Annotated in this window: 26 protein-coding genes; 8 read left to right on the plus strand and 18 right to left on the minus strand. The window is 59.6% G+C overall.

Annotation, left to right across the window (positions count from 1 at the left end; all coding sequences use genetic code 11):
* The first annotated feature begins 155 nt into the window (after positions 1 to 155).
* Complete coding sequence (locus JMJ97_RS03275) at positions 156 to 983, plus strand: Cof-type HAD-IIB family hydrolase (protein ID WP_260699154.1); 828 nt, start codon at positions 156 to 158, stop codon at positions 981 to 983.
* Positions 984 to 1,326: 343 nt separating this feature from the next.
* Here the strand turns inward: JMJ97_RS03275 and polA are convergent, their stop codons facing one another.
* On the minus strand, positions 1,327 to 4,077 hold the full coding sequence (polA, locus tag JMJ97_RS03280; RefSeq protein WP_260699155.1) for a DNA polymerase I: 2,751 nt from the start codon (positions 4,075 to 4,077) through the stop codon (positions 1,327 to 1,329).
* A gap of 166 nt (positions 4,078 to 4,243) precedes the next feature.
* Here polA and JMJ97_RS03285 point away from each other — a divergent pair, with 166 nt between their 5' ends.
* Together JMJ97_RS03285 and JMJ97_RS03290 are read left to right on the plus strand one after the other, a co-directional pair.
* On the plus strand, positions 4,244 to 5,641 hold the full coding sequence (locus JMJ97_RS03285) for an aminopeptidase (RefSeq protein WP_260699156.1): 1,398 nt from the start codon (positions 4,244 to 4,246) through the stop codon (positions 5,639 to 5,641).
* A 103-nt stretch (positions 5,642 to 5,744) separates the two neighbouring features.
* The gene (locus JMJ97_RS03290; protein WP_260699157.1) at positions 5,745 to 6,554 is read left to right on the plus strand and encodes a YaaA family protein; all 810 of its coding nucleotides are present in this window, start codon (positions 5,745 to 5,747) and stop codon (positions 6,552 to 6,554) included.
* A gap of 23 nt (positions 6,555 to 6,577) precedes the next feature.
* Here the strand turns inward: JMJ97_RS03290 and JMJ97_RS03295 are convergent, their stop codons facing one another.
* The gene (locus JMJ97_RS03295) at positions 6,578 to 7,093 is read right to left on the minus strand and encodes a hypothetical protein (protein WP_260699158.1); all 516 of its coding nucleotides are present in this window, start codon (positions 7,091 to 7,093) and stop codon (positions 6,578 to 6,580) included.
* A gap of 171 nt (positions 7,094 to 7,264) precedes the next feature.
* Between JMJ97_RS03295 and thiC the strand changes: the two genes are divergently transcribed.
* Positions 7,265 to 8,599, plus strand: coding sequence for a phosphomethylpyrimidine synthase ThiC (gene thiC, locus JMJ97_RS03300; RefSeq protein WP_006234165.1), 1,335 nt, complete (start codon positions 7,265 to 7,267; stop codon positions 8,597 to 8,599).
* 182 nt (positions 8,600 to 8,781) lie between these two features.
* On the plus strand, positions 8,782 to 9,612 hold the full coding sequence (gene thiD, locus JMJ97_RS03305; RefSeq protein WP_260699159.1) for a bifunctional hydroxymethylpyrimidine kinase/phosphomethylpyrimidine kinase: 831 nt from the start codon (positions 8,782 to 8,784) through the stop codon (positions 9,610 to 9,612).
* 326 nt (positions 9,613 to 9,938) lie between these two features.
* Here thiD and JMJ97_RS03310 read toward each other — a convergent pair whose 3' ends face one another.
* The 4 genes from JMJ97_RS03310 to JMJ97_RS03325 all read right to left on the minus strand — a co-directional run bounded on the left by JMJ97_RS03310 (position 9,939) and on the right by JMJ97_RS03325 (position 13,075).
* A complete protein-coding gene (locus JMJ97_RS03310; protein WP_260699160.1) occupies positions 9,939 to 10,598 on the minus strand; it encodes an SGNH/GDSL hydrolase family protein in 660 nt (219 codons plus the stop codon).
* Between the two features lie 84 nt (positions 10,599 to 10,682).
* Entirely contained in the window at positions 10,683 to 11,816 is a 1,134-nt protein-coding gene (locus tag JMJ97_RS03315) for a TIGR02452 family protein (RefSeq protein ID WP_260699161.1), read from the minus strand.
* 140 nt (positions 11,817 to 11,956) lie between these two features.
* Positions 11,957 to 12,652 (minus strand): Bax inhibitor-1 family protein, encoded by a 696-nt coding sequence (locus JMJ97_RS03320; protein WP_260699162.1) that lies wholly within the window; start codon positions 12,650 to 12,652, stop codon positions 11,957 to 11,959.
* Between the two features lie 84 nt (positions 12,653 to 12,736).
* Entirely contained in the window at positions 12,737 to 13,075 is a 339-nt protein-coding gene (locus JMJ97_RS03325) for a hypothetical protein (RefSeq protein ID WP_006234236.1), read from the minus strand.
* Between the two features lie 250 nt (positions 13,076 to 13,325).
* On the opposite strand from JMJ97_RS03325, the gene JMJ97_RS03330 reads away from it, so the two are divergent.
* The 3 genes from JMJ97_RS03330 to JMJ97_RS03340 all read left to right on the plus strand — a co-directional run bounded on the left by JMJ97_RS03330 (position 13,326) and on the right by JMJ97_RS03340 (position 15,877).
* Positions 13,326 to 14,375 carry an inorganic phosphate transporter gene (locus JMJ97_RS03330; RefSeq protein ID WP_117640318.1) on the plus strand — a complete coding sequence of 350 codons (1,050 nt, stop codon included), beginning with the start codon at positions 13,326 to 13,328 and terminating at the stop codon, positions 14,373 to 14,375.
* Positions 14,376 to 14,442: 67 nt separating this feature from the next.
* Positions 14,443 to 15,066 carry a DUF47 domain-containing protein gene (locus JMJ97_RS03335; protein ID WP_055309822.1) on the plus strand — a complete coding sequence of 208 codons (624 nt, stop codon included), beginning with the start codon at positions 14,443 to 14,445 and terminating at the stop codon, positions 15,064 to 15,066.
* 280 nt (positions 15,067 to 15,346) lie between these two features.
* Positions 15,347 to 15,877 carry a nitroreductase family protein gene (locus JMJ97_RS03340; RefSeq protein WP_260699163.1) on the plus strand — a complete coding sequence of 177 codons (531 nt, stop codon included), beginning with the start codon at positions 15,347 to 15,349 and terminating at the stop codon, positions 15,875 to 15,877.
* Positions 15,878 to 16,043: 166 nt separating this feature from the next.
* On the opposite strand, the gene JMJ97_RS03345 is transcribed toward JMJ97_RS03340, so the two are convergent.
* The 12 genes from JMJ97_RS03345 to JMJ97_RS03400 all read right to left on the minus strand — a co-directional run bounded on the left by JMJ97_RS03345 (position 16,044) and on the right by JMJ97_RS03400 (position 26,311).
* On the minus strand, positions 16,044 to 16,718 hold the full coding sequence (locus JMJ97_RS03345) for a DivIVA domain-containing protein (RefSeq protein ID WP_148346099.1): 675 nt from the start codon (positions 16,716 to 16,718) through the stop codon (positions 16,044 to 16,046).
* 61 nt (positions 16,719 to 16,779) lie between these two features.
* On the minus strand, positions 16,780 to 17,067 hold the full coding sequence (locus JMJ97_RS03350) for a YggT family protein (RefSeq protein WP_338404614.1): 288 nt from the start codon (positions 17,065 to 17,067) through the stop codon (positions 16,780 to 16,782).
* 15 nt (positions 17,068 to 17,082) lie between these two features.
* On the minus strand, positions 17,083 to 17,805 hold the full coding sequence (locus JMJ97_RS03355; RefSeq protein ID WP_022094497.1) for a cell division protein SepF: 723 nt from the start codon (positions 17,803 to 17,805) through the stop codon (positions 17,083 to 17,085).
* Positions 17,806 to 17,865: 60 nt separating this feature from the next.
* Positions 17,866 to 18,603: a YggS family pyridoxal phosphate-dependent enzyme gene (locus tag JMJ97_RS03360; RefSeq protein WP_055309819.1), complete on the minus strand. Its 738-nt coding sequence runs from the start codon at positions 18,601 to 18,603 to the stop codon at positions 17,866 to 17,868.
* Positions 18,604 to 18,722: 119 nt separating this feature from the next.
* Positions 18,723 to 19,580 carry a phosphate signaling complex PhoU family protein gene (locus JMJ97_RS03365; RefSeq protein WP_260699164.1) on the minus strand — a complete coding sequence of 286 codons (858 nt, stop codon included), beginning with the start codon at positions 19,578 to 19,580 and terminating at the stop codon, positions 18,723 to 18,725.
* A gap of 92 nt (positions 19,581 to 19,672) precedes the next feature.
* Positions 19,673 to 20,476 carry a phosphate ABC transporter ATP-binding protein PstB gene (gene pstB, locus JMJ97_RS03370; protein ID WP_152067752.1) on the minus strand — a complete coding sequence of 268 codons (804 nt, stop codon included), beginning with the start codon at positions 20,474 to 20,476 and terminating at the stop codon, positions 19,673 to 19,675.
* 12 nt (positions 20,477 to 20,488) lie between these two features.
* Positions 20,489 to 21,394, minus strand: a complete 906-nt coding sequence (pstA, locus tag JMJ97_RS03375) for a phosphate ABC transporter permease PstA (RefSeq protein WP_006234250.1) — start codon at positions 21,392 to 21,394, stop codon at positions 20,489 to 20,491.
* 3 nt (positions 21,395 to 21,397) lie between these two features.
* Positions 21,398 to 22,324, minus strand: a complete 927-nt coding sequence (gene pstC / locus JMJ97_RS03380; RefSeq protein ID WP_152067753.1) for a phosphate ABC transporter permease subunit PstC — start codon at positions 22,322 to 22,324, stop codon at positions 21,398 to 21,400.
* Position 22,325: 1 nt separating this feature from the next.
* On the minus strand, positions 22,326 to 23,162 hold the full coding sequence (locus tag JMJ97_RS03385) for a phosphate ABC transporter substrate-binding protein (protein ID WP_260699165.1): 837 nt from the start codon (positions 23,160 to 23,162) through the stop codon (positions 22,326 to 22,328).
* Positions 23,159 to 23,959: a purine nucleoside phosphorylase YfiH/LACC1 family protein gene (locus JMJ97_RS03390; protein ID WP_152067754.1), complete on the minus strand. Its 801-nt coding sequence runs from the start codon at positions 23,957 to 23,959 to the stop codon at positions 23,159 to 23,161. The genes JMJ97_RS03385 and JMJ97_RS03390 overlap by 4 nt, the downstream gene beginning before the upstream one ends.
* 210 nt (positions 23,960 to 24,169) lie before the next feature.
* A complete protein-coding gene (gene ftsZ / locus JMJ97_RS03395) occupies positions 24,170 to 25,324 on the minus strand; it encodes a cell division protein FtsZ (RefSeq protein ID WP_022094491.1) in 1,155 nt (384 codons plus the stop codon).
* A gap of 198 nt (positions 25,325 to 25,522) precedes the next feature.
* Positions 25,523 to 26,311, minus strand: a complete 789-nt coding sequence (locus tag JMJ97_RS03400) for a cell division protein FtsQ/DivIB (protein WP_239057629.1) — start codon at positions 26,309 to 26,311, stop codon at positions 25,523 to 25,525.
* Positions 26,312 to 26,452: the final 141 nt, after the last annotated feature.

Consider the following 26,452-nt stretch of genomic DNA (forward strand, 5'->3'; position numbering starts at 1 on the left):
CCCGCAGCACAAGCGACAAATTCAAATTTCTGAAAAGTTTTTTCATTAGTTTGTGAATAGTGATGCAAATACGCGCCAATCCTGCGAAAATACGGCCGACTACGAGTTGATGGTTATAACGTCTGAAACAAACTCGAAACGAAAGGCTCGCTTTTATGCAAACTTACGAATCGGACGCCAATATCGGAATCATTAAGATTCTCGCCGTCGATATGGACAAGACGTTACTGACCGACGAGCGCGTGTTACCACAGGGTCTTGATGAGCGCCTGGACAAGCTCGCCGACGCCGGCATCGTATTCTGCCCCGCCAGCGGACGTCCCGCCCCCAAGCTCGAGGAGATGTTCGAGAGCATCAAAAACCGCCTTGCTTTTTGTCCCGACAACGGAGCCTGCGTCATCTATCGCGGCAACTATATCTATAAGAGCAACATCGATGTGGCGCTGTATCAGCAGGTGCTCGCTCGTGCCTCGGAGGACCCGCGCGCCGTTCCTGTCCTGTGCTGCTACGACGAGTTCTATGTGCTCGCCCGCGACCATCAGTACCACGACGAAATCAGTGTGTACTACAACACGATCAACTATGTCGACACCTTTGAGGGCCTTGATATCGAGTCCAATAAGATCTCGGTCTTTTTCCCTGCCTACGATGCCGAGCCCGCATTCCGCGAGACCTACAGCCCCGAGTTCTCGGACAAGCTCTACGTCACCAACGCCGGGCGCGAGTGGATCGACTTTATGAACCTGGGCGTCGACAAGGGCGCCGGCGTCGCGCATCTGTGCGAGCAGCTCGGCATTGATATCGCCGACGCCGCCGCCGTGGGCGACACCTACAACGATATCCCCATGCTGGAGCGCGTCGGGCACAGCTTTATCGTGGACAATGCCGAGGAGCATATGAACGCGCACGCCAAGTGGCGCATTCCGAGCAACAACGACGGGGGCGTACTGACGCTCATCGACGCCATCTTGGCGGCTCGGTAGCCGTCCCATCGGGCCTGGCCGGGCGGCACGGGATAACTTTTCGCTCGGTCAGGTCCTGCGCAAGACGAAAGCCACATTAAGTGGCTTTCTTTGCGTGCGGAATCTACGAAAAGTTAACCCGTGCCGCCCGGCCAGGCCCTAGGTTTACTTACTCGCCGCCAAGATGACGTCTTGAGTGTCTAAGTACTTAGCTGAAATGATTTGAGCAGAGGGGAGCTCCTTGTTGGAAGGGGCTCCCCTCTGTTTTGGTTACTGTGGGACAAATTAATCAGTAGTGTTTGTCCCAAATCTTAAGTATGTGGGGGCTTGCGTCTTGAGCGAGCTTACCTTACGGAGCGCTTTCCTATTTGGCATCGGCCCAGGTTATGCCGGTGCTGGCTTCGGCGATTAGGGGAACGCGGAGGTCTACGACGTGCTCCATGACGTCGCGGACCATGGTGGTTAGGCGCTCGACTTCGTCGATGGGGCACTCAAAGTCCAGTTCGTCGTGTACCTGCAAGATCATGTGGGCGGCAAAGCCCTCCTCTTCCAGACGGCGGCTTACGCGGGCCATCGCGATCTTGATGATGTCGGCGGCGGTGCCCTGCATGGGGTGGTTCATGGCCGTGCGCTCGCCAAAACCGCGGAGTTGCGGGTTTTTGGCCTTGAGCTCCGGAATATGACGACGGCGGCCGTACATGGTCTCGGCGTAGCCCGTCTGCTTGGCGCGCGCCACCACGTTGTCGAGGAATGTACGCACGCCCGGGTAGGCCTCGTAGTAGCGGTCGATCATGTCGCGCGCCTCGGCCATCGAGATATGCAGCGACTGTGACAGACCATAGGCCTGCTGGCCGTACACGATGCCAAAGTTCACGGCCTTGGCGCGACTGCGCAGGTCGGGCGTTACCTCGGACACCGGCACACCAAATACGCGCGCCGCCGTCTCGGCATGGAAGTCCTCGCCCTCGTTAAAGGCGCGCACCAAGTGCTCGTCACCCGAGAGATGTGCCAGCAGGCGCAGCTCTATCTGCGAGTAGTCCACCGCCAAAAAGACGCTTCCCTCGCCTGCCGAAAACGCCGTCTTGACGGTACGACCCAGCTCCGAGCGCGTCGGGATGTTCTGCAGGTTCGGGTCGCTCGAGGACAGACGCCCCGTTGCCGTGATGGTCTGGTTGTACGTGGTGTGCACGCGACCGTCACCACGGCGCAGCGGGCCCAGCGTATCCAGATAGGTGGACTTGATTTTGGACTTTTCACGCCAATCCAAGATCAGACGCACGATTTCGTGGTCGCGGGCAAGGTCGCTCAACACCTTGGCGTTGGTCGAATAGTAGCCGCGCTTAGTCTTCTTGAGGCCCTTGGTCGGAAGCCCCATCACATCAAAGAGCACATGCGACAGCTGCATGGGACTGCCAATATTAAAGGTCTCGTCACCCGCCAGGTCGCGAATGCTGCGCTCGACCTCGGTGATCTGGGTCGCCAGGCCCTCGGACAGATTACGCAGGCGGTCGGGATCCACGAGCATTCCCGCGCGCTCCATCTTGGCAAGCACCGGCACGAGCGGCATCTCGATGCCATCGAACACGTTGGCGGCATTCTCACGGGCCATGCACTCGCGCAACGGCGTCACGAGCGCCAGCGTCAGAGCCGCAGTACGGGCGGCAGGCGCTGGAGCGTCCTCACCAGCACCCTCTGCGCCGCGCGCCGCAGGCAACGCCATCTGCAGATACGTATCGGCAAGATATGCCTCATCGAACTCGGAGCGATCGGAATCCAGCAGATAGGCAGCGACCACGGTATCGAAGATACGCGTGGAATCGGCAGCGAGCGGATCCATGAGCTCGGGCTCAGAAGAATCGATGGGCGAAAGCTCGTGCAACAGCACCTTCATATCCGGGCTCGCCACGCGACCCTCCATAAACAGACGCGCGAGCACGCCAGCAATCACGCCGTGAACGAAGTTGAAGCCCTCAACCTCAGCCGCCGCGCAGCTGTCGCCCTCCTCGAGCGCGAAGAGGCCCTTGGACGTCGCCAACCACAGCGTGCGCGTCAGTCCAAAGAGCGCGCCCTCTTCCTTGTCATCGTCCACCACGGCGGCGACCCACTCGCCCGCCTCGATCGCACGCGAAACCTCGGACGCCACGTCAGCAAGCGCCTCGGCATCGCCGGCAGCGGTGCGCTCAATCGTGGGCATCTCAAACGTTCTAGCAGCGGCAGCAGCGCCACCCTCGCCGCCGATCAGCGCCAAGAAACGGTTCTGCATGGCGGTGATACCAAGCGTGCCCAGCGCCGCGGACACTTCGTCGGCAGAAAACGCCGGGAAGGACGTCGCCTCAAAATCGAGCTCGACGGGCGCATCGGTGCGAATGGTTGCGACTTTGCGGCTCAGCAGCGCATCGTCGATGTGAGCACGCAGGTTCTCGCCCATCTTGCCCTTGACCTCGTCGGCATGCGCGATGACCTCGTCCAAGCTGCCGTACTGTGCGATGAGCGCGCTCGCCTTTTTGGGGCCGATGCCCGGTACGCCGGGAATGTTGTCCGACGTATCGCCCTTTAGACCGTAAAAATCGGGCACGAGCGCCGGCGTAATGCCGTGATACAGGTCATCCACGCTCTCGGGCGTCATGATCGCCACGTCGGACAGGCCCTTACGGGTCGAGACCACGTTGACGTGCTCGGTAACTAGCTGATACATGTCGCGATCACCGGTCACCAGCAGCATGTCACAGCCGGCCTGCTCGCCCAGGCGCGCCATAGTACCCAGGATGTCATCGCCTTCCCAGCCCTCGGACTGCAGAATCGGCACGTTGAGTGCGACGAGCAGCTCCTTGATCATAGGGAACTGCGCATGCAGATCGGGGTCCATGGGCGGGCGCTGCGCCTTATACTGCGGCAGCATCTCCATGCGCACGCGCGGCTTGCCCTTATCAAACGCCACGACCACGCCGTCGGGGTTAAAGGCATCGATCATCTTGAGAAACATGTTCAGGAAGCCGAAGATCGCGTTGGTGGGGCGGCCGTCCGGCGCGTTCATGGTCGGCGGCACGGCGTGGAAGGCGCGATGCATGAGCGAGTTGCCGTCGATAACGGCAAAGGTACGGCGCTTGTCAGACATATTGAATACCTCGCTTTGGGCTGGGCACGGTTTGCTCACTCCAGTTTACACGCTCCCCGCCCCGCGGCCACCTCACATCAAGCTCCCCCGCCACCGTGAGCCCGCGCGTGATACGATGGCTCACGGTACATCAACCAGCACGATCGATCCGAAAGGAGCCTGCGTCATGGAGCGTCCCTGCGCATGGAAAAAGTACACGCCACAGCAAGTCGAGGAGCTCGAGGAGCTTTGCCGCGGCTATAAGCAGTTTTTGAGCGAGAACAAGACCGAGCGCCTGTGCGTCAAGACCGGCATCAAGATGGCCGAGGAGGCGGGATACGTCGACCTGGAGACCGTGATCGCCGAAGGCCGCGAGCTCAAGGCAGGCGACAAGGTGTACGCCGCCAATCACGGCAAGGACCTTATGCTCGTCAACCTGGGCACCGCCCCGCTCGAGCAGGGCTTTAACATCCTGGGCGCCCACGTGGACTCGCCGCGCCTGGACCTTAAGCAGAATCCCGCCTTCGAGGCCGGCGACATGGCCTACCTCGACACGCACTACTACGGCGGCGTCAAGAGCTACCACTGGGTGGCCTCCCCGCTTGCACTCGTGGGCGTCATCTGCAAAAAGGACGGCACCACCGTCGACATCAACATCGGTGACAAGGCCGACGATCCGGTCTTTACCATCTCCGACCTGCTGATCCACCTCTCGAGCGAGCAGATGGCCAAGCCCGCCAAGGACGCCGTCGACGCCGAGATCCTCGACGTGATCGTGGGCGGCCGTCCCGTCAAGTTCGATGAGGACGACAAGGACGCCCCCAAGGAGCCCGTCAAGCAGATGTTCCTGGACATCCTCAAGGAGCAGTACGACGTCGAGGAGGAGGACTTCCTCTCCGCCGAGATCGAGGTCGTGCCCGCCGGCCCCGCCCGCGACATGGGCCTCGACCGTTCCATGATTCTGGGCTATGGTCACGACGACCGCGTCTGCGCTTACCCCTCCATGCTCGCCCAGATCAATGTGGCCAATGTCGAGCGCACGAGCATCACGCTCATCGTCGACAAGGAGGAGATCGGCTCCGTGGGTGCCACCGGTATGACGAGCCGCTTCTTCGAGAACACCGTCGCCGAGATCATGACGCTCGCCGGCGAGGATAGCCCGCTGGCCCTGCGCCGCGCACTCGCCCGCAGCCGCATGCTCTCCTCCGACGTGTCCGCCGGCTTCGACCCGGGCTATGCCGGCAAGTTCGAGACCAAAAACGCCGCCTTTATGGGTCGCGGCCTGTGCTTTAACAAGTACACGGGCAGCCGCGGCAAGGGTGGCTCGAACGACGCCGACGCCGAATACGTGGCCCTCGTCCGCGACATCATGGACGAGGCAGGCGTGGACTTCCAGACCTGCGAGCTCGGCCGCGTCAACGCGGGTGGCGGCGGCACCATCGCCTACATCATGGCCAAGTACGGCATGAACGTCATCGACTCCGGCGTTGCCGTCCTGTCCATGCACGCCCTGTGGGAGGTCGCCAACAAGGCCGACATCTACGAGGCCTACCGCGGCTACAAGGCCTTCATCGAGCGAGCCTAACCAACCCTTCATCAGTTGCGGTGAAATACGGACTAAACTGGCCCATAAACGGCCAAAACAGACCGTATTCCACCGCAATTTCTTTTTTGGCAGAGGAGAGTTCATGCTGCAGGTCATCATTTCGCCCGCCAAGCAGATGCGCGCGGCCCAAGATGCTTTTGAAGTCCTGGGCATCCCACCCTTTGTGCGCGAGACGGCTCGCCTCCACCGCGCACTGCTAGATATCGAGCGGAATGAAGGCAGCGGCGGCCTGCAGGCGCTGTGGAACGTGAGTGACAAACTGCTGGGGCCTTGCCTCAACACCCTGCATGAGTTCGGGCCCATCCTGAAAAGCGGCGATCTCGACAATCCCGCACTCGCTCGCCACCTCTCCCCTGCCGTCATGTCCTATCACGGCATTCAATACCAGAGCATGGCACCCGAGGTGATGGATTCCGCGCAGCTCGCATGGCTGCAAGACCATCTGTGGATCCTCTCCGGCCTCTACGGGTGCGTTCGTCCCTTTCATGCCGTCGAACCGTATCGGCTGGAGATGGGCGCGAAGCTCGCCGTTGACGATGCCCGAGACCTCTACGCGTTTTGGAGCGACAAGCTCGCGCGGGCTATCGCCCCGGCAGGCTCAAACACCACGATCGTCAACCTCGCCAGCGTAGAGTATGCCAAAGCCGTTCTGCCCCACCTCGCGGGCGACGCCACGGCCGTCACATGCCTCTTTGGCGAGGGTATCCGCAACGGGAAGCCCATCCAACGGTCGACCGCCAGCAAAAAGGCGCGCGGCTCCATGGTGCGGTGGATGGCAGAAAACAAGCTCGAGGATGCAAGCGAACTCACCGCATTCAATATCGGCTATCGGCACATCCCCGAGCTTTCAGACAAAAACACCCTGGTTTTCATGAACGCGCAGGCACAATAGGCCCGCCGTTTCCAAACACCCCATTACTCCGCCAAGCCATCGGCCTTTGCAATCTCGCTCGTCGAGCCATCTTGGTAGGTAATCTTAACGTGCTCTACGTCGGATACCGTAACGCCCGACGGAGGTTCCAGACGCCACTCCGTCAGAGCGAAATCCATGGTCGTGGGCACGCCCCCTTGATCTTTGAGCTTCACCGTGAGTGTTTTGATTGCCGCATCAAACGTCACGCGTTCGATTTCTTCGCCCGGAATAGACCCGCCGCTCAGCTGCAGCTGCACAAACTCGTCGCACGGATACCAATAGTCGCCGGGTGCGGCAACCGTGTTGCCACCAGAAACTTTCATGGTCATAATCGGCAGGCCCTCGTCGGCTTCAAACTCCCAGGCGGCGCCGCCACGACCGCCGAACGTCCAAATACAAAAGGCAATCACCAGCACGGCAAGCACCGCAAAACCAATCGCGACCAACCCATGGTGCGCACGGCTTTCCTCGGCCGATACATCCCATTGCGTCTCTCGATATAGATGCTTGTCTTCCATGTACGCCTCCCCACAGGCACGCTCGTTAGGCCAATCGTACCCATTCGAGCTATACTTGAGCCCATTACATAAACGGGGAGCTTGCAGGACAAGACGGCAGGCTGAGACTGGGCGCGCCCGCCCTGACCCGCAAACCTGATATGGGTAATGCCAACGAAGGGAGCCGTGCCAATGAGCACACAGACCGAGCCCAAGCTCGTCACGCAAATCGACTTCGCCCGCGCCGGGCAGATCACACCGCAGATGAAGGAGGTCGCCGAGCGCGAGCATCGCGACCCCGAGTACATCCGCGAGCGCGTGGCCGACGGCCGCATCGCCATTCCCGCCAACATCGTGCACATCAAAAAGGGCATGCGCGCCTTTGGCGTCGGTGAGGGCCTGTCCACCAAGGTCAACGTGAACCTGGGCATCTCGGGCGACAAGGCCGATGCCGCCGAGGAATGGAAGAAGGTCAAGATCGCCGAGGACTTTGGCGCCGACGCCATCATGGACCTCTCCAACTCGGGCAAGACGCGCCAGTTCCGCCAGCAGCTCATCGACGAGACGCCGCTCATGGTAGGCACCGTCCCCATGTACGACGCCATCGGCTACATGGAAAAGCCGCTGGTCAAGCTCACCAAGGACGACCTGTTCGAAGTCGTGCGCGCGCATGCCGAGGACGGCGTGGACTTTATGACCATTCACTGCGGCATCAACAAGTCGGTCACCAAGACCTTTAAGGAGACCGGCCGCCTGATGAACATCGTGAGCCGCGGCGGCTCACTGCTGTTTGGCTGGATGGAGGTCACCGGTAACGAGAACCCGTTCTATGAGTTCTACGACGAGTTGCTCGAGATTTGCCACGAGTACGACGTGACGATTTCGCTCGGCGACTCCTGCCGCCCGGGCTGCCTCTACGACTCCAACGACGCCACCGAGACCGCTGAGATGATCGAGCTGGGCAAGCTGTGCAAGCGCGCTTGGGCCGCCGGCGTCCAGGTCATGGTCGAGGGCCCGGGTCATATGGCGCTCGACGAGATCGCCGCCAACATGAAACTGCAGAAGCGCCTGTGCCACAATGCTCCGTTCTATGTGCTCGGACCGCTGGTAACCGATATCGGCGTGGGTTACGACCACATCACCGCCGCCATCGGCGGCGCCATCTCCGCCAGCTCCGGTGCCGACTTCCTGTGCTACGTGACACCGGCCGAGCACCTATGCCTGCCCAACGCCCAGGATGTGCTCGACGGCCTCATGGCCACCAAGATCGCCGCACACGCCGCCGACATCGCCAAAAAGGTGCCCCACGCCCGCGACATGGACGACAAGATGGGCCAGGCACGCCGCAAGCTCGACTGGGACGCCATGTGGGAGTGCGCGCTCGACCCGGTTACGGGCAAGAAGCGCTACGAGGAGTCCCCCGCCGCCACCGAGGGCACTTGCACCATGTGTGGCAAGATGTGCGCCGTCCGCACCGTCAACAAGATCTTCGAGGGCACCACGATCGACCTCGGCATGGAGGACTAACCCTGTCGCCGCGGCCGCTTCTGGCGGCGAGCTGGTGCCTGTCAATTGTTGACTTGTGAACATTTACTTACACTTGCGTAGAGATTGCATCGCCCGCCCGGGTTCGGCATAGAGTCGGCCCGGGCATCTTTATAATGCTGGCTTAAAGACCCATTTGATTCCGACCGAACAAGGGAGCGAACATGGATCGTAGTAAGGTACCTGCCGTCCTGTCCATCGCGGGATCCGATTCCAGCGGTGGCGCCGGCATTCAGGCCGACATCAAGACCATCACGGCGCACCGCCTGTATGCCGAGACGGCCATCACCGCCATCACAGCGCAAAACACCCTGGGCGTTACCGCCGTGCAGGATATCTCGCCAGATATCGTAGCGGCGCAGATCGATGCCGTTTTTGACGATATCCGCCCCAACGCCGTCAAGATTGGCATGGTTTCCTCTGCCGAGATTATCGATGTTATCGCCGACCGCCTGAGCGCTTGGAACGCGACAAACGTGGTCGTCGACCCCATCATGGTCGCCACCTCGGGCGCACGGCTGATTGCCGAAGATGCCGCCGAGGCGCTCACCCGCCGCCTGTTCCCGCTAGCGACGGTTATCACGCCCAATATTCCCGAGGCCATGGCCCTGCTCGACTACGAGGTCGACTCCGAGCGCACGCAGCAAAATGCTGCCATGCTCCTCACCCGCCGCTTTGGTTGTGCATCCCTCGTTAAGGGTGGGCATCTTGTCAACGAGGCCAACGATGTACTGGCCGAACCCGCGCCGCTCGATGACGAGGGCAACCATCTGGGAGATCCACTCACCACGTGGTTCCGCCACAAGCGTATCGATACCAATAACACACACGGCACCGGCTGCACGCTCTCGTCCGCCATCGCCTGCGCGCTGGCCCAGGGCATGGATCTTGCCGATGCCGTCAACGCCGGCAAGGCCTACCTAACGGGCGCTCTGGCCGCCGGCTTTGACATGGGCAAAGGCTCCGGCCCCGTCAACCACATGTGGCAGTATTAAGATTCGCAGCCCAAAACCGCCGCAAAGAACACCTTTGTGGCGGTTCCTGCAAATGTCTCAATCTGTAACAGATAGGGACGATTTAGCCGCCCACCTGTTACAGATTGAGACATTCAAATTCCGCTGAGAAGAAAATCTCGATCTGTAACAGTAACTCGGCAAAATCGACCCTAGATGTTACAGATCGAGACAAACGACCGATATCGACCTAAATAATCTCAATCTGTAACATCTAGCCCGTTTTCGGCCTTACAACTGTTACAGATCAAAACAAACCAACGAAACAAGCCGTCGCAAGGGGAACTTCTGTACTGCTTTGGGTCGCGCTACTCACCGAGCATCTCTTGGAGCTTGGCTGCCACGGCGTGGCCCAGGCTCTCGTGGCTTTCGGGCATCATATGCAGATAATCGATATCGCCCGGCTCGGCAAAATCAGCGGCATTCAAAAAGTCGCAGCCAAACTGTTTAGCAGCATACGCATAGTATTCGGCAAAATGCTCCGAGGCCTCGACGGAGCGCTCGTCAAAGTCGGTCATGTACACATCGGCGATCTGCGGTTTAATCTTGATAGGCGCCATCAGCAGAATACGCGGGCAGGGCGCGGCTTCGGTCCAGGGAAACGCGCGGACGGTGCGAATCAGCGCCATGGCACCGTCAGCGATATCGGCAGCCCCCACGCTAAAGACCGTCTTGCAGTCGTTGGTGCCCAGCATAATCACGATCGCATCCAACGGCTTATGAGTCTCGAGCAGCATCGGCAACGCGCGGATGCCGTTGAGATTAGTGTCCAGATGGCACATGTCGTCACGCACCGTCGTGCGGCCGTTGAGGCCTTCCTCAATCACGTGCCAGCCCTCGCCCAGGTCGCGCTGGGCCACGCCGCACCAGCGCACATCGTGCGCATAGCGTACCGCGGTGCCGTCGCGCATGCCCGCCGGATCATAGCCGTAGGTATTGCTGTCGCCAAAGCACAGAACGTTTTTCATCGTAAGCCCTTCCTCTAGTAAAAAGAAAAAGTCGGCGGGAGCAGTCTCTCCCGCCGAATCGACCTATCTGTCAGCACATACCGATTACAGGTACTTGCGCCAATCGTCATCGTCTTCATCGTCCTCGGCGGCAGCCTGGGCCTGCTCGGCGGCGCGGGCAGCCGCAGCGCGAGCGGCAACCTGGGCATAGGACTCCTCGTTGCGCTCGGGGAAGTTTGCCAGCACATGCTCGAACTTGGCAAAATCTTCGTCCCAGCGCGTAGAGGGCACGGCAAAAAAGACCTGCTTGACCTTAAAGTCGCCCGATGCGAGCTCCTTGCGGAAGAGCTCGGCCACGGCCTCGGCGTCAAAGCCGTTGTTGTCGCAGCCCCAAGCGCCCAGCACGAGCTTCTCGCGACCCAGCTCGTCGCAGATGGCAAGCACAAAGCGGATGCGATCGCGCAGGGCGTCCAGCAGGGCATCGTCACCCACACGATACTCCTGGCGAGCGCGCTTGGCGTTGGGCGCGGCGGCCACGATCACGTCGGCATACGCATGCACGTGGTTGCGGTCGAAGCGCACCGCAGGCACCACCAGCGCACGGTTGCGGTAAAGCTCGCAGTTGATGTTGCGGCGACGGTTCTCGCCGTACCATTTGCGCTGTTTATCGAGCACGTTGTACAGGTACGAATCGGCACAGAGCGTGGCCTCCTGACCCAGATAGCCCTGGATGTAGCCGCCGCCCGGGTTGGTGAACGAGGCAAAGTCGAGCACGGCCATGTCGCAGAACTGCGCATAGCCTCGGCCGTTATCCAGAATGGCCTGCGTGGCAGAGGCGTCGAGCACGGTGACCTCGGGCAGGACCGGAGCGGGCTCCTCGGCGGCAGGCGCGGACTCGGTCTCCGTGGCCTCCTCTGCGTGTGCAGGCTCGGCCGTAACCTCGGTCTCGGCGGACGCAACCTCAGCGGTCTCGGCCTCGGCGGCCTCAGACTCCTCGGCAACCTGTTCCTCGACAGCGTCGGCCGCTTGGGCCTTGGCCTTCATCGCCGCGACAAAACCGGCAGGCATACCATCGAACTCGCACACGCCGGCAAGCGAACGCTCGATATCCTTGGCGCACGCTTCGGACACAGTTGCCACGTGACGCTCGGCGGCCTTGGCACGGGCCTCGCGCTTGGGATTGGGCTGACCCGCTCGGTTGGACCTGCGGTTACGGTTCCTGTTGTCGACGTCTGCCATACATGGTCACCTTTCCTGTCGCTGCCGCTATCGGCTTTTCCCATCCATGATACCCCGCCGCGCACAAAAAAGACGGCCCCGAAGGACCGCCTTTCGCATCGTTTTACCGTGTCCGGCAGGAAGCGTCGCAATGCCGCGCTTTAATCGCGACGGCCGAGGATGTTCAAAATGCGCAGGAACACGTTGATAATATCCACGAACAGGTTAGAGGCCATGAGCACGGCGTTGGGCAGCGTAGGCGGCACCGTCGTGGCAACATAGGTGTCGTAGCCAATAAAGCCAGCGAACACCACAATCACGATCAGGTCGGTGATGGACTGCGACACGCCCATGAACATCAGCACGATCTCAACCAGAATAGTGGCGAGCAGAATACCAAAACCGATGCCATACACACGCTGGAAAAACTTGGGGAAGGTCACGCCAAGCGTGCCAAAGACAAAGGCGATGGCGGCCGTGGCGATAAAGGCAGTGTTGATGGTGGGCAGGTCGTAGTTGGCAAGGCCAAACGACGCGGTCAGGCCAAAGGTACTCGCAAAGATTACGTAGCCCACAAGGGACAGGCCCACGGACTGCTTGCTGGCGGCGGCCGACATCATGACCATGCCGACGATGGTCAAAATAAACGAGCCAAAGACCAGCGGCAGGGCGGCGCCGCTCATCATCATGCGCGCAAACGACATGGTGCTCGTAAAGTAGGCGCCGGCGCCCATGGCGCAAAAGCCCAAGAAGATCAGGGCAGACATGGCGAGATTGTACGCGCGCGGCGACATCTCCTTGGCGCGGCTTGCGCCGCTCTCGACGGGGCCGTTCTGATAGCCCTGGATATCGTTCATAGGTTCGTCCTTTCAAAAAGTGCCGTGAAAGACGGCGCAGCAGGTGACAAGATTCCTGTCATTGTACCCGAATGCCGTACGTCCTTACCCACGGCGCTCGCCCTCGAGTGTACGGTCGAATGCCCACACCCACCAACGCATCAGATGGGCCTGCGAACCATCTGGTCGTTCGCGCGTCTGGTCCTCCAGATACAACTCGGTCGCGTGCCCGCCAAAACGCACCTTATAGGTTGCCGTACGGATGCCGTGAACCGTCAGGCCAAACCCAGTGGTCGAGACAATCTCGTCAATCGTAAAGCAACGACCGTCGACCCAGCAGACGGTGACCGGCACGACCTGTCCGCCCGCGAGGATGCGAGCCACGACGTCCACATACTGCTTGTGCACGCGCCGAGTTTTGCCATCTGTCTGTCGATATTCCATGCCTCCTATTATCGAACGCATGTTTGCATGTTGTAAAGCGAACAGACTGTGGTTTTGGAGTGTCGTAGTAATCGCACGTGTCCGCATGGCGTGTTAGCAAAAAGAACACCCGCGGTCAACAGGGCTAATATTCAATTTTAGTGCCAAAAAGTTCACTTCTCCCATCAGAACTCGGTAAAGAAACCCACAGGAGGTGATACGATTTATCATGTTTTTGTAACGTGTCTGCAAACTTCGAGAAAGCCCATATATGGACGTAACGTTCTCAACCTTCCTCGGCCAAATTGTGTCGAACCCAGTCCTTGCCGTCACCGTGATCCTCGCGTTGGGCGCCATCTTCGTCAATGGATGGACCGACGCGCCCAACGCCATCGCGACCTGCGTCACTACGCGTTGCATGCCCGCCCGCGCCGCCATTCTCATGAGCGCCGCATTCAACTTCCTCGGTGTGCTCATCATGACGCACTTTAACGCGAGCGTCGCCAATACCATCTCGCATATCGTCGACTTTGGCGGAAACAGCACCATGGCGCTCGCGTGCCTCTGCGCGGCGCTGTTCTCCATCGTCGTCTACGGCGCCACAGCGTCGCGTTTTGGTATCCCCACCTCGCAAAGCCACAGCCTTATCGCCGGCCTGACCGGTGCCGCTATCGCCCTCGGCGGCGCGAGCAGCGTCAACGTCCACGAGTGGATGAAGGTCATCTACGGCCTGGCGCTCTCCATCGGCCTGGGCTTTGTCATGGGCTGGGTCCTGTGCAAGCTCGTCTCGATTCTTTTCGCCGCCGCCAACAGGCGACGTGCCAATGTCTTCTTTAAATACGCTCAGATCGCGAGCGCTGCGGCCATGAGCTTTATGCACGGCGCGCAGGATGGACAGAAGTTCATCGGCGTGCTCTTTTTAGGCGTGGCCTTTGCCAGCGGCCAGACGAGCGTCGGCGATGCAGGCATCCCCATCTGGATTATGCTGCTGTGCTCGGCCACTATGGGTATCGGCACCAGCGTGGGCGGCGAGCGCATCATCAAGTCCGTCGGCCAGAGCATGGTCAAGCTCGAAAAGTACCAGGGCTTCTCCGCCGACCTGGCGGGCGCCGCAAACCTGCTGCTTGCCACCCTTACCGGCATCCCCGTGTCCTCCACCCACATCAAGACCTGCGCCATCATGGGCGTCGGTGCCGTCAAGCGCCTTTCGGCCATCAACTTCGGCGTCGTCAAGGACATGATGTTCACCTGGTTCTTCACCTTCCCCGCCTGCGGACTCATCAGCTTTGTTATGGCCAAGCTGTTCATGATGTTCATCTAGTCAAACCGAGCGTCCATCCGGACTGCAATGCTTCGCCCACCCGTCTTCGCCTCGAAAGGACCCACCCATGGCAAAGAAACCCGATTCGTTCTACTTTGACAACTACGTCGCTTGCGCTGACCTCGCCGTTCAGGCAGCCGAGCTGCTCACCAAGATTTTTGAGAACTTTGACCCCGCGCAGATCCACGACATGCTCGATAAGATGCATGCGATTGAGCATGCGGCAGACAAGAAGCACCATGAGCTCGAAGACGCCCTGCTCACCGCCTTTATCACCCCGCTTGAGCGCGAGGATCTGGACCTGATGAGTTGCTCGCTCGACACCGTACTCGACCGCATCGAAGGCGTCGTGCAACGCGTCTACTTCACCAACATCCAGAGCATCCACCCCGATGCCATCGTCATCGCTCACAAGGTAACCGATGCCTGCCGCGCCATGAAGGACCTGATGGTCGAGCTGCCCAACTACCGCAAGTCCAAAACGCTGCGCGAACTGGTCATCCAGATCAACACCATCGAGTCCGAGGCCGACGAGCTCTACATCAACGCCATGCGCAACCTGCACGTTAACGGCAAGGATCCGCTCGAGGTCATCGCTTGGCGTGACGTGTACGCCTTCCTGGAGTACTGCGCCGACTGCTGCGAGAATGTGGCCGATGTTGTGGATTCGATTGTCATGAAGAACAGTTAATTGGGGGTACGTGTCCCGGCGGCGAAGGGCCGGCCACGGTTTGCTTTCTCACTCCGGCTGCTTTGCAGAGTCGTTCGAAAGTAAACCGTGGCCGGCCCTTCGCCTTACGTACCACCATTGGGAACTTTGGCTGATACTTTGAAAGCGATGGGGCCTTTGTTGACAGGACCTTGGGGCCCAATTGGAAACTTTGGGACCGCCTTAAACGTTTGGGTGGATGGGGCTTTGGGTACCCTTTGGTTTACTTTGGATAAATTTGCTGACTTTGGAGGGTTTGGTTATGGGGTATTTGGATCTGGCTCGGTCTCGGTATTCTTGTCGCGAGTTTGAGAATCGTCCTGTTGAGCAGTCGGTGGTGGATGCCATTGTTGAGGCTGGGCGTATTGCTCCTTCTGCTTGTAATAATCATCCAACCCGTGTGATGGTGTTGGATACGCCTGAGCTTCTGGAGAAGGCTGCTGCTTGTCAGCCTCGGTTTGCTCGTGATGGGTCTATCTTTGGGGCTCCGCTTGTTTTCCTTATTTGCAGCGTTACCGATGATGCTTGGGTGCGCCCGTATGACCAGATGAATTCCAGTGAAATCGATACGTCCATCGTGTGTGATCAGATGATGATGGAGGCCACCGAGCAGGGTCTGGGAACGTGCTGGGTATGCCATTTTAAGCCTGAGGTGGCACAGGAGCGGTTCAACCTGTCCGAGGGCGTCTATCCCTATCACATGCTCGTCTGTGGCTATCCTGCCGACCACATCGCCGATCCCGAGCATCGCGAGGCCCGTACCATTCCCCTCCCCGACTTCCTCCTCAAGTAGTTTTTGGCACATGCCCTAAAACCTACCTTTTACCGCTCACCCGTTCGCCGAGTTCTGCGCCACTATGTGCAGGGCTCGGTTTTTTATGTTACGCACCCCGGCACAGTCATAAAAAAGGACCCGCAAGCTGCGGGTCCTTTCTAGGCACTAAATTGTAGGCCGAATGTTAGTCCAGGTCGTCGGCAGCGAAGTTATCGATCGGGGCGAAGGGATCGGCCACGGGGACAACCGGGTCAGCGACGGGCAGCGGCTCGGCGGGAACAGTCACCGCAGGAGAAGCGGCAGAACCGACCGGCGTAGAGGCCATCAGATCGGCCGGGAAGGAGTTCTGGGCATCGTCCATAAAGTGCTGGATGAGCTTGAGATACTCGGCCTTGAACTCCTCACGGGAAGCCTTGAGACGATCGATCTCCTCGAGCTCGGCCTGCTTCTCGGTCAGAGCCTGGCGGATAACCTCGCGGGCCTTGGCGTCAGCCTCGTTGCGGATGCGCTCAGCGTTCTCGTTTGCATCGTTGACGATGGTCTCAGCGGTCTGCTGGGCAGCGATCAGGGCAGCGGAAATCTGGCGCTCCTGAGCGGAGAAGTCAGGGGCGGGAGCAGCCACGGGGGCGGCAGGAACGGCCTGGTCGGCGGTATCCTGAGCCTGGGCAAGCTGAGCCTGTGCATCGGCAAGCTGCTGCTCGGTAGCAGTCAGGCGACCCTTAAGGTCAACGATCTTAGCGAGCATAGCGTCAACCTCGGAAGACAGCGTCTCCAAGAAGACGTCGACCTCGGCAGGATCGTAGCCACGCTTGGCCTCAGAGAAAGTCTGGGCCTGGATGTCTGCAGGGGTAATAGCCATAACAAGTCTCCTTTTTCATCGCCTCGGCGCTACACGCCCGACGTAAGTTACTAAGTCAGTTCTACACGAGTATACCTATAAGAAGCTGCAGAACCAGCCTCTGCACCAACTGCAACGCAATAATCGCAACGACCGGCGAAAAATCGATACCGCCCATCGGCGGGATGAAACGACGGAACAGGTTGAGCCACGGACCGCACACGCTATCAAGCACCGCGGCAATATCCTGAAGCAAACCACCCTGCTTCATGGGGATCCACGTCATAAAGCAGTAGACGATAATGAGCGTGGAATAGAAGTTGAACAGCGTGTTGACCAGCTGGACGATAGTGTAGATGTTGATGGGAATCTCCTCGTCTTGTCTTTACTTGAGGTAGCCGTCGGCACGAAGCTTCTTGAGATCGGAATCTTTGACCTCGCAACCGGCGGGCAGCACCATGAACACGCGGTCGCCCACCTCCTTGACCGTGGCACCCAGACCGCAGGCAAAGCCGTAAGAGAAGTCCAAGACGCGCTTGGCAACTTCGGTGCGTACGCCCACAAAAATCAGTGCGACAGGCTGCTTGGTGCGAACGCGGCGCACCACGGTCTCCACGTCATCATAGCTCTCGGGGCGCAGGACATAGGCCGGCAGCTGCGGCGTGGCGTTGATGATATTGCTCGCATAAGCCGAGGCATCGCTCGGTGCAGGCGCGGGCGCAGCGGCGGCACGGGCGCGGGTGTTCTCGGCGTAGCTCGACGGCGTGTCATAAGCACCAGGACGATAACCGCTCGCAACACTGTCCTGCGAGCGCGAAGGCGGGTTATACGTCGTGGCATGGCGAGAGTCATCGCCGACCAGCTGTCCGGAGCGTGTATACACGGCAACCGACTCAGCTTCACCACGGCGCGTCTGACCAAGCAGGCCGTTGCTCGGCTCGTCTTGGGTGTAGAAGCCCTCGCCCGAAGCACCGCTGTAGCCGTTGCCCTGATAGCCATCGTCATAGCCATCATCGTAGCCGTAGTCGTCGTCCTGGCCATAACCCTGGTCGTAACCCTGCTGGCCGCCCAGGTGCATCTTATTTTTAATCTCGTCAAGGAAGCCCATGGTTGTGTCCTCTCGCGGTTTAGTGCAGGCGCCCCGATAATCAGTGCGCACTTCAGAGCCTTATTTTACTGCAAACTCCGGGCTAAATACTACCCTGCCCAGGCGAACGAGCGTAGAGCCCTCCTCAAGGGCAGGCTCAAAGTCCTCGCTCATACCGCAGGAAAGCTCAGGCAGGTTCAAATCGGGATGCGCCGCCTCCAGCTCATCCCTCAGTTCACGAAGCCCCGCAAAGGTGCGGCGTGCCACATCCTTATTCCCCCGGGGCGCCATAGTCATAAGCCCCTGTACGCAAATTCCCTCAAGTTCCGCAAGCTCACCCGCGGCGGCGCGAATCTCATCGGGCGAAAAGCCTCCCTTCGACTCCTCACCACTCACATTGACCTCAATGAGCACACGCTGGAGGCCAGTGAGCTCGCCTGCCTCAATCTTGCGGACAGCACGGCTCGAGATCGCCTGCGCCAGATGCAGCGAACCCACCGAGTGAATCAGCTCGGCTGAGCCCAGCACCGCATTGATCTTATTGGTCTGCAGGTTGCCGATCATATCGAAGCGCACCTCGGGCAGCTCCGGATGCTCCGCCAGACCCGTGAGCTTGCGAACCAGCTCCTGCGGGCGGTTCTCGGCAAAATGGCGATACCCCGCCTGGATGGCGGCAACGGTCTCATCGACACCAACGGTCTTGGACACGGCAATGAGGCGCGCGGCGTCGTGGGGGCGGCCCGCGCGATCGAGCGCCGCATAAAAACGTTCCAGAATCTGCTCGCGGCGAGCGCGCATCAAGTCCAAATAGTTATCCATTGCTAATCGCCTCCGCTGACAGCCAAACAAGTAGTCCCATGCTAACGCAAGAGCGCGGCCCCGCATGTGCAAGGCCGCGCTCGCTTCGGTATTTACAATCTTTCGACGAACAGGATTACTTACTCCTCGTCGTCCTCGCCATCGTCCTCGTCCTCAAGATGATCGAACAGGTAGCGAAGACCCTCGCTGACCTCGTTAACGGGCACCTTGGCAACGTAGTGCGCGTCGACGGCGGGCCTCATGATAACACCCTCGCCCGAAGGCACACGCATGCTCTCGAGCTCATCCTCATCAGTGCGGGCGATATCGCCGGCATTCATGCGCTGACCAGTCAACAGGAAGGTCAGACGGCAAGCGGCATCGATGGAAATCGAAGCGATGCGATCGAGGTAGCGCGAAACCATGATAGCGCGGCGCAGGTCGTCATAGTTGCTGTCGTCGTCCATAAAGTCGCCCGTATCCATACGGTTAAAGGTGCGGAAGAACTTCTCGTAGGCGGCGTGCACTGGCTCGTCCTCGACGGCCAAGTTGCAAATGATGGACATGTCATTGGTGACGAGCGCGGAAAGCGAAGAGCCCAGCACCTGGTAGACGGCCTCAGCCTCGGCCTCGACCGTGCCGACAAGCTCCTTGGGCAGCGAGATATCGGCCTTGATCATATGACGCGTGGCGCGGCAGATCTGGCGAACCTTATCGGTCATGCGCTGCAGGTTAAAGTCGACGTAGATGATCGTCTGAAGCAGGCGGAAGTCGGAGGCGACCGGTGACTGCGTGGCGATCAGGTTGTAGCAGACGGCCTCCAGGTTGGCGCAGCGTGCGTCAATCGAAAGCGTGCGCTTCTTGGTCTTGGTGGCGAGCTTGCGGTCGTCGGTCACATAGGCCTTCACGGCATCGTGGAGGGCCAGATCGACGGCCTCGTAGATGCTCAGCATCTCGTGGCGGGCCTCGATGAGCTGACGGGAAAACAGTTTGCGCATGGTTCACTCCAATCAGTTGGGTGCGGTCATGCCGCCCGCACAGTGAATACGCACCGGACCAGGTCCGATCGGCTTGGGACTAGTCGCACCGATCAGCCAAAGCGGCCGGTGATATAGTCTTCCGTCCGCGAGTCCACCGGGCTGGTGAAGATCGCGTCGGTTTGACCATACTCGATGAGTGTGGCGGGCTCGCCGGCAACTTCCTGCAAGAAGAATGCGGTGTAGTCGCTGATACGAGCTGCTTGCTGCATTGAATGCGTGACGATGATGATCGTCATCTCGGGCGCCAGCTCGGCCATCAAATCCTCGACCTTAGAGACGGACGTGGGGTCGATGGCGGAGCAGGGCTCGTCCATCAGAAGGACATCGGGTTGCACCGCAAGCACGCGCGCGATGCACAGACGCTGCTGCTGACCGCCCGAGAGCGCCAAACCATCCTTGTTGAGCTGATTGGATACCTCTTTCCAGAGGTTGGCGCGCTTGAGCGATTCTTCCACGATGTCATCGAGGTCGCTTTTGCTAGTCACGCCCTGCAGACGAGGGCCAAAGGCGACATTCTCGTAGATGGATTTGGGAAACGGGTTGGGCTGCTGAAAGATCATGCCCACGCGACGACGGAGATCGACCGGGTCGACACCCTCGGCATAGATATCGTTGCCGTCGAGCGTCATGGTGCCCTCGATGCGCGTGTCCTCGATCAGGTCGTTCATGCGGTTGATGCAGCGCAAAAACGTCGATTTGCCGCAGCCCGAAGGGCCAATAAACGAGGTGATGGCGTTTTTGGCGATGTTGAGGTCGAGCCCCGTCAGCGCATGAAAGTCACCGTACCAAAAGTTGAAATCCTTGGCCGTAATGGCCGCTTGCTCCAGCGTGGGAGCGGACTGATAAACGGACATGGGACTCCTTAACTAGCGACGCTTGCGCGACAGGAAGCGCGCAAACAGGTTGAAGGCCAGAATGATCACCATCAGCAAGAGCGCGGTGCCGTAGGCTGCGTTCATGTTGATGCCGTCGTTGGCAAGCAGGTACAGGTGAACCGTCATGGGGCGGCCGGAATCGAGCGGCGAAATAGGTAGATTGATGGCCTGCCCCATGGTGTAGAGCACCACCGCGGTCTCGCCAATGGCACGGCCGATGGCGAGGACGATGCCCGTGGCAATACGGCCAAAGGCAGAAGGAAGCACGATCTTGGAGACAACCTGCCACTTGGTGGCGCCCAGACCGTACGCGCCCCAACGGATATAGCGCGGAACGGCGCGAATGGCCTCTTCGGTGGTGCGCATGACGATGGGAAGCATCAAGAGCGCGAGTGCCAGGGCGGCAGAGACCATCGAAAGGCCCAAGCCCATGGCCTCGACAAACAAGGCGTAGCCAAACAGACCCATAACGATGGAGGGCACCGAGGCCAAAGCGTCAGCAGCGTAGCGAATGAGCTCGACGACCTTGCCCTGCTTGGCGTACTCGGCCAGATAGACGGCTGCCAGCACAGCGATCGGCGTGCAGATAAGCATGGCGAGCGCCGTCACATAGACGGTCGAGACGATCGTGGGCCAAATACCGCCCTCGGCGTTGACGCCCTGGGGCCAACCGAAGATAAAGTCGAGCGAGATGTGTGGCAGGCCGTTGATGACCACGTAGGCGATGATAGCGACCAGCACCAGCGTGGTGATGTAGGCAGCGGCACGGAACACGCCAAGCATGATCTTGTTGGACAGGTCCTTGTTGATGCGGCCCTTCTTGCCGTGGGAAAGGGCACGCTTGATGCGCTCGCGCGACGAGGTCGTATCGACCGTCGTGTCAACGGAATCGGACATAGCCTACCCCCTCTTCTTCTTGGAAATCAGACGGACGATGCCCACCAGTGTGGCGGAGATGATAAACAGGACCACACCCATGCCGAACAGCGCCGAGCGGTGCAGACCCGAGGAATAGCTCATGTCGAGCGCAATCTGGCTCGTGAGCGTCGAGATGGGGCTCGCAATGCTGTCGGGAATAACCGGGGCGTTACCTACGACCATGAGCACAGCCATGGTCTCGCCGATGGCACGGCCCATACCCAGCACGATGGCATCAACGATACCCAGCTTCGCGGCAGGTAGCACGACCTTATAGATGGTCTGCCACTTGGTGGCGCCCATGGCATACGATGCCTCGCGAATGCCCATGGGAATGGAATTGAGAGCATCGATGGTGAGCGTGGTGATGGTAGGGACGATCATGATGGCGAGCACAAACCACGCCGTCAGCGCACCAAAACCAAGGCCGCCGGTCAGTTGTGCGATAAACGGGCGGATGATGATCATGCCAAAGAAGCCGTAGATGATGGAGGGTATGCCCGCCAGCAGGTCAACGGCGGGGCTGATGAGCTTGCGCACGCGCTTGCTGGCAATCTCGACCAGGTAAACGGCCGTACCCACGCCCAGCGGCACGCCCATGGCGAGCGCACCGACGGTCACCAGACCCGAGCCGGCAAGCAGCGACAAGATGCCGTAGTGGCCCTCGGAAGGCGCCCACGTAAAGCTAAAGAAGTCCGCCAGACCGATGTCAGTAAAGACGGGCAGCGCCGAGTACGTGGTAAAGACAAAAATCAGGATGACGGTAACGACCGCCAAGAACGCGCAGGCAAAGAAGATCCACTGCAGCGCCTTCTCCTTGATATAGGTACTGTGCGATACGAGCGCCAGCTCGCGCTTCTTGGGCGTCTGAACATTCTGCTCAGTCTGGGAGTTTTCCTGTGCTTCCATGCTACTCACTCCCCTTCTCGTCGTTGGTGACGGGAATAAAGCCCGCCTCGCGAATCTGCTTGTCCATCTTTTCGGACGTCACATAGTCGATGTAATCCTGCGCCTGCTGCGAAGGCGCACCCTTCACAAAGAAGTAAAGGTCGCGTGAGATGGGATAGCCGCCGCTCGCGACCGTCTTCTCGGACGCCTCAACATGATTGACCGAGACGGCCTTGACCGAGGTCTTGGCGTTGAGACTATCGACGAAGCCCAGCGAAATGTAGCCAATGGCACCGCGCGAACGAGATACCACGTCGCGCACCTGGCCCGTGCCCGAAAGAACGGCCGAGCGGCGATCGAACGGGGTGCCGTCCATCACGATGGTGCGGAAGGCCTCACGCGTGCCGGACGCCTCATCTCGATTGATGACCTGGATCCTCAGGTCCTCGCCACCGACTTCTTTCCAGTTGGTGATCTTGCCGGCGTAAATATCGCGGAGCTGCTCGGTCGAGAGGTTATCGACCGGGTTATCGTCGTTCACGATGACCGCGATACCGTCGTGGGCAATGACGATGGGAGTCAGGCCCAGATCCTGTTCGTCGGCATTGAGTCCACGGGAGGAGCTGGCGATATCGGCTGTGCCGGCGCTGACGGCCTCGATGCCAGCGGAAGAACCCAAACCGGAAACGAGCACGTCGATGCCGGTCTCCTCCTTAAAGCCCTCGGCCGCAATCTCGGCGATAGGAAGGCAGGTCGTGGAGCCGGCGACGGTAATGGAAGAGGTAGAAGATCCCGAAGAACAGGCGCACAGCATAAGCGTAAGCACAGCGGCGCTCAGGACCGATACGATCTTTCTCATAGCATCACGCCGATCGCAGCATGGCGCCCACAGGTGCCGTCCTCGTTACGGTAGGAATAAAAGCGGTCGTTCTGACGCACAGTCGAAAGCTGGGTATCCACGATATTATCCGCGTCGACACCGACATCTACCAGCGCCTCGCGAATGGCAGCGGAAAGATCGAGCATGCGAGAGGCACTCGCATCGATGCAAGAGAACTCGGCGGCAAAGCGATCCATGAGTTCCTGGGATACCTCATATTCGTCACCCAAGATATGGGGGCCGATATAGGCGGAAACGTTGCTCGCATCGCAGCCGGCAGCATCGCAAAGCGCCTGGCACGCCTTGGCGGAAATACGTGCAATCGTGCCCTTCCAACCGGAGTGCACCACGGCAAATCCGCCAGGGGCCACCAGCACCACGGGAACGCAGTCGGCAAAGCAGAGCAGCACGGGCACGTTATGCGCCGTGCAGACGATGGCATCACAGCCCTCGGCAATCTGCTCGCGAACGTCCTCAAGGTCATCGGCGCCGTTCGAGGTCACCGCAACGATATGATCACCATGGACCTGATTGGGAACGAGCAGGTTGTGCTCGCACTCGGCGGCACCCATAGCTTCGAGCGCACGACGACGATTTTCTTGAACAGCAAAGGGGTCATCGCCAACATGCGAGCCCAAGTTGAGTGAGGAGTACGCATCTTCGGAAACGCCACCGGCGCGCTCGGTGAAGGCAAAGCGAACATCGGATGTCGCGCCCTCCACCAACGTAACTCCATCATGGTCGACACGCGAAACGTTGTCCGCACGTGCTGCCATACTAAAGCCTCCTAATAACACAAGTACCGCGGCATCGCCGCTACAGCCCGCGTTTATACGGCTGTCATACTTCTCTAAAAGGATACCTGCTGCGCTGGAGGCAATCGTAAAGGGAACGTAAAGAGATTGGAGGTTCTAGTTTACAAAGTCGAAATAAAAAGGGCGCGTCCATACGGACACGCCCCTGTGCACAACAATGCAAAGAACGACTTAGAAGCTACCGCGCTTCAGGAAGTCGGGAAGCTCGAACTGATCGTTGCCGAAGTTAGGAAGCTCGGTGCCACCGACGTTGCGGGTCGGAGCGGCCTGAGCCGGGCTCGTGGCAGGAGCGGTGCGCTGCGGCTCAGCGGAGGCAGCGGCCTTGCTCTGAGACTGCTGAGCAGCAAAGAGCTCGTCCTGACGGTTGACGTTGGAGTCGGAGAAGCCCGTAGCGATGACGGTGATACGCACCTGATCGCCCAGGGACTCGTCGACAACGGTACCGAAGATGATGTTGGCCTCGGGGTCGACGGCGTTGGCGACAACGTCGGCGGCGTCGCTGATCTCCTGGATGCCCAGGTCCTTGGAACCGGCGATGGAGAGCAGCACGCGCGTGGCGCCATCGATGGAGCTCTCGAGCAGCGGGCTGGAGATGGCCTGCTGGGCAGCGTCGACGGCACGGGTATCCCCAGAAGAGGTACCGATACCCATCATGGCGGTACCGGCCTGCTTCATGATGGTCTTAACATCGGCGAAGTCCAAGTTGATGATACCGGGGACGGTGATGAGGTCGGTGATGCCCTGGGTGCCCTGGGAAAGGACGCCATCGGCAATCGCGAAGGCCTCGAGCATGGTGGTCTTCTTCTCGGCGATGTCGAGCAGCTTATCGTTAGGGATGACGATCATGGTGTCGACGCAATCGGAGAGGGTCTTAATGCCCTCCTCGGCGCTCTTCTTGCGCTTGCGGCCCTCGAAGGTGAAGGGCTTGGTCACGACGGCGACGGTCAGCGCACCGACCTCGTTCATCGCGATATCGGCAACGATGGGAGCAGCGCCGGTACCGGTGCCACCGCCCTCGCCGCAGGTGATGAACACCATGTCAGCGCCAGCGAGCGCCTCGGCAATGTCGTCGCGGGACTCATCGGCAGCCTTGCGGCCAACCTCGGGGTTGGCGCCGGCGCCCAGGCCGCGGGTAAGGTCGGTGCCGATGTGCACCTTGATATCGGCATCAGAGATCGCGAGTGCCTGAGCATCGGTGTTGATGGCAACAAACTCGACGCCGCGGATGCCCTCTTCGATCATTCGATTGACCGCGTTGGTACCGCCGCCGCCGACGCCGACCACCTTAATGACGGCAAGGTAGTTGTTGATCTCTGTCTCGTGCATGTCGGTCCTCCGAACAAAGGTTATAGCCATAGCATGGGTCGACCCCGCGCACATTAACCTTCAGGTTGAAAGTAAATGCAAAGGTAAACCGTATTATGGTTGCACATTATGAACGTATCAGTCAAATAATTGACCGTGAAAACCAAACAAACCAGATAAACGGCGTGGTATGACCCCTCAACAAAGCATCAACCAGCGCTACGAGGTCGGAGCGTTCCTAAATGTATAGTTACCCGGAGAGCGCACATTGATATACGTTACGCCCTCTACCTGCGAAAGCAGCTTGGTGACTACGCGCTCCTTCTTGACGATATCGTTCGAATCACCCAGCGACACCTCAATGCCGTTATTGAGGTTTGCCGAGATGGCTTCGACCGAAGGCGTGGAAATATCCTTGACTTGTCCCAAGAACTCGCTCGAAAAACCACGCACATAATCCAAGCCAGCCTTAACGGCCTTGGAGCTCACCGCCTGGCCGGAAACCGGAGCGACATCCGCCGAGACATCAGTCAACAACACCGCGCCATAGTGCTTAGCGAGCGCCAGCGCGGCATCAATGCCGGTCAGGGTATTTGAGCCCTGCCCCGTCGTGATGACGTTGCCCTGGTCATCCACTTCGACCGACGTCGACAGCGGGGCGATCCAGGTGTCATCATCCCCGATGGCCCAGGCAAGGTCATCGGAGCTGATATAGGCAATTGCGATGACCTTGCGCTCCATCGGCGTAATGATGAGCGTATGCGGGAACTGACGCTGGACATCCACGCCCGACACCCACGGGTTCTGCTTGAGGTCCTCGGTAATCTGGTCAGGATCGACGTTAAAAAGCGACGTTCCCTCGGGCAAATCGATCAGCTGGATAGCATCGTGCTTCGTCACATGCTCGCTGCCTTGAATCTGAATATCAGTGGCGGTAAACAATCCAGAGTTGATCACCACGACGGCAACGACGACGAGCACGGCCAAGACGGCCAGAACGCCGCCCACGATTTTGCCTTTGCCTGTAACGAGAGAAGCGGCGTCTGACGTTTTATTTGCCATCGCCCCAAGTGAAGACAACGGGTTGACGCCTTTTTTACCCGAAGGCTTCTTGGCGGTAGCCGGCACCGATGTCAGCGAGCGCGGTTT

The sequence above is a fragment of the Collinsella aerofaciens genome (genome assembly GCF_025289055.1).
Taxonomy (GTDB): domain Bacteria; phylum Actinomycetota; class Coriobacteriia; order Coriobacteriales; family Coriobacteriaceae; genus Collinsella.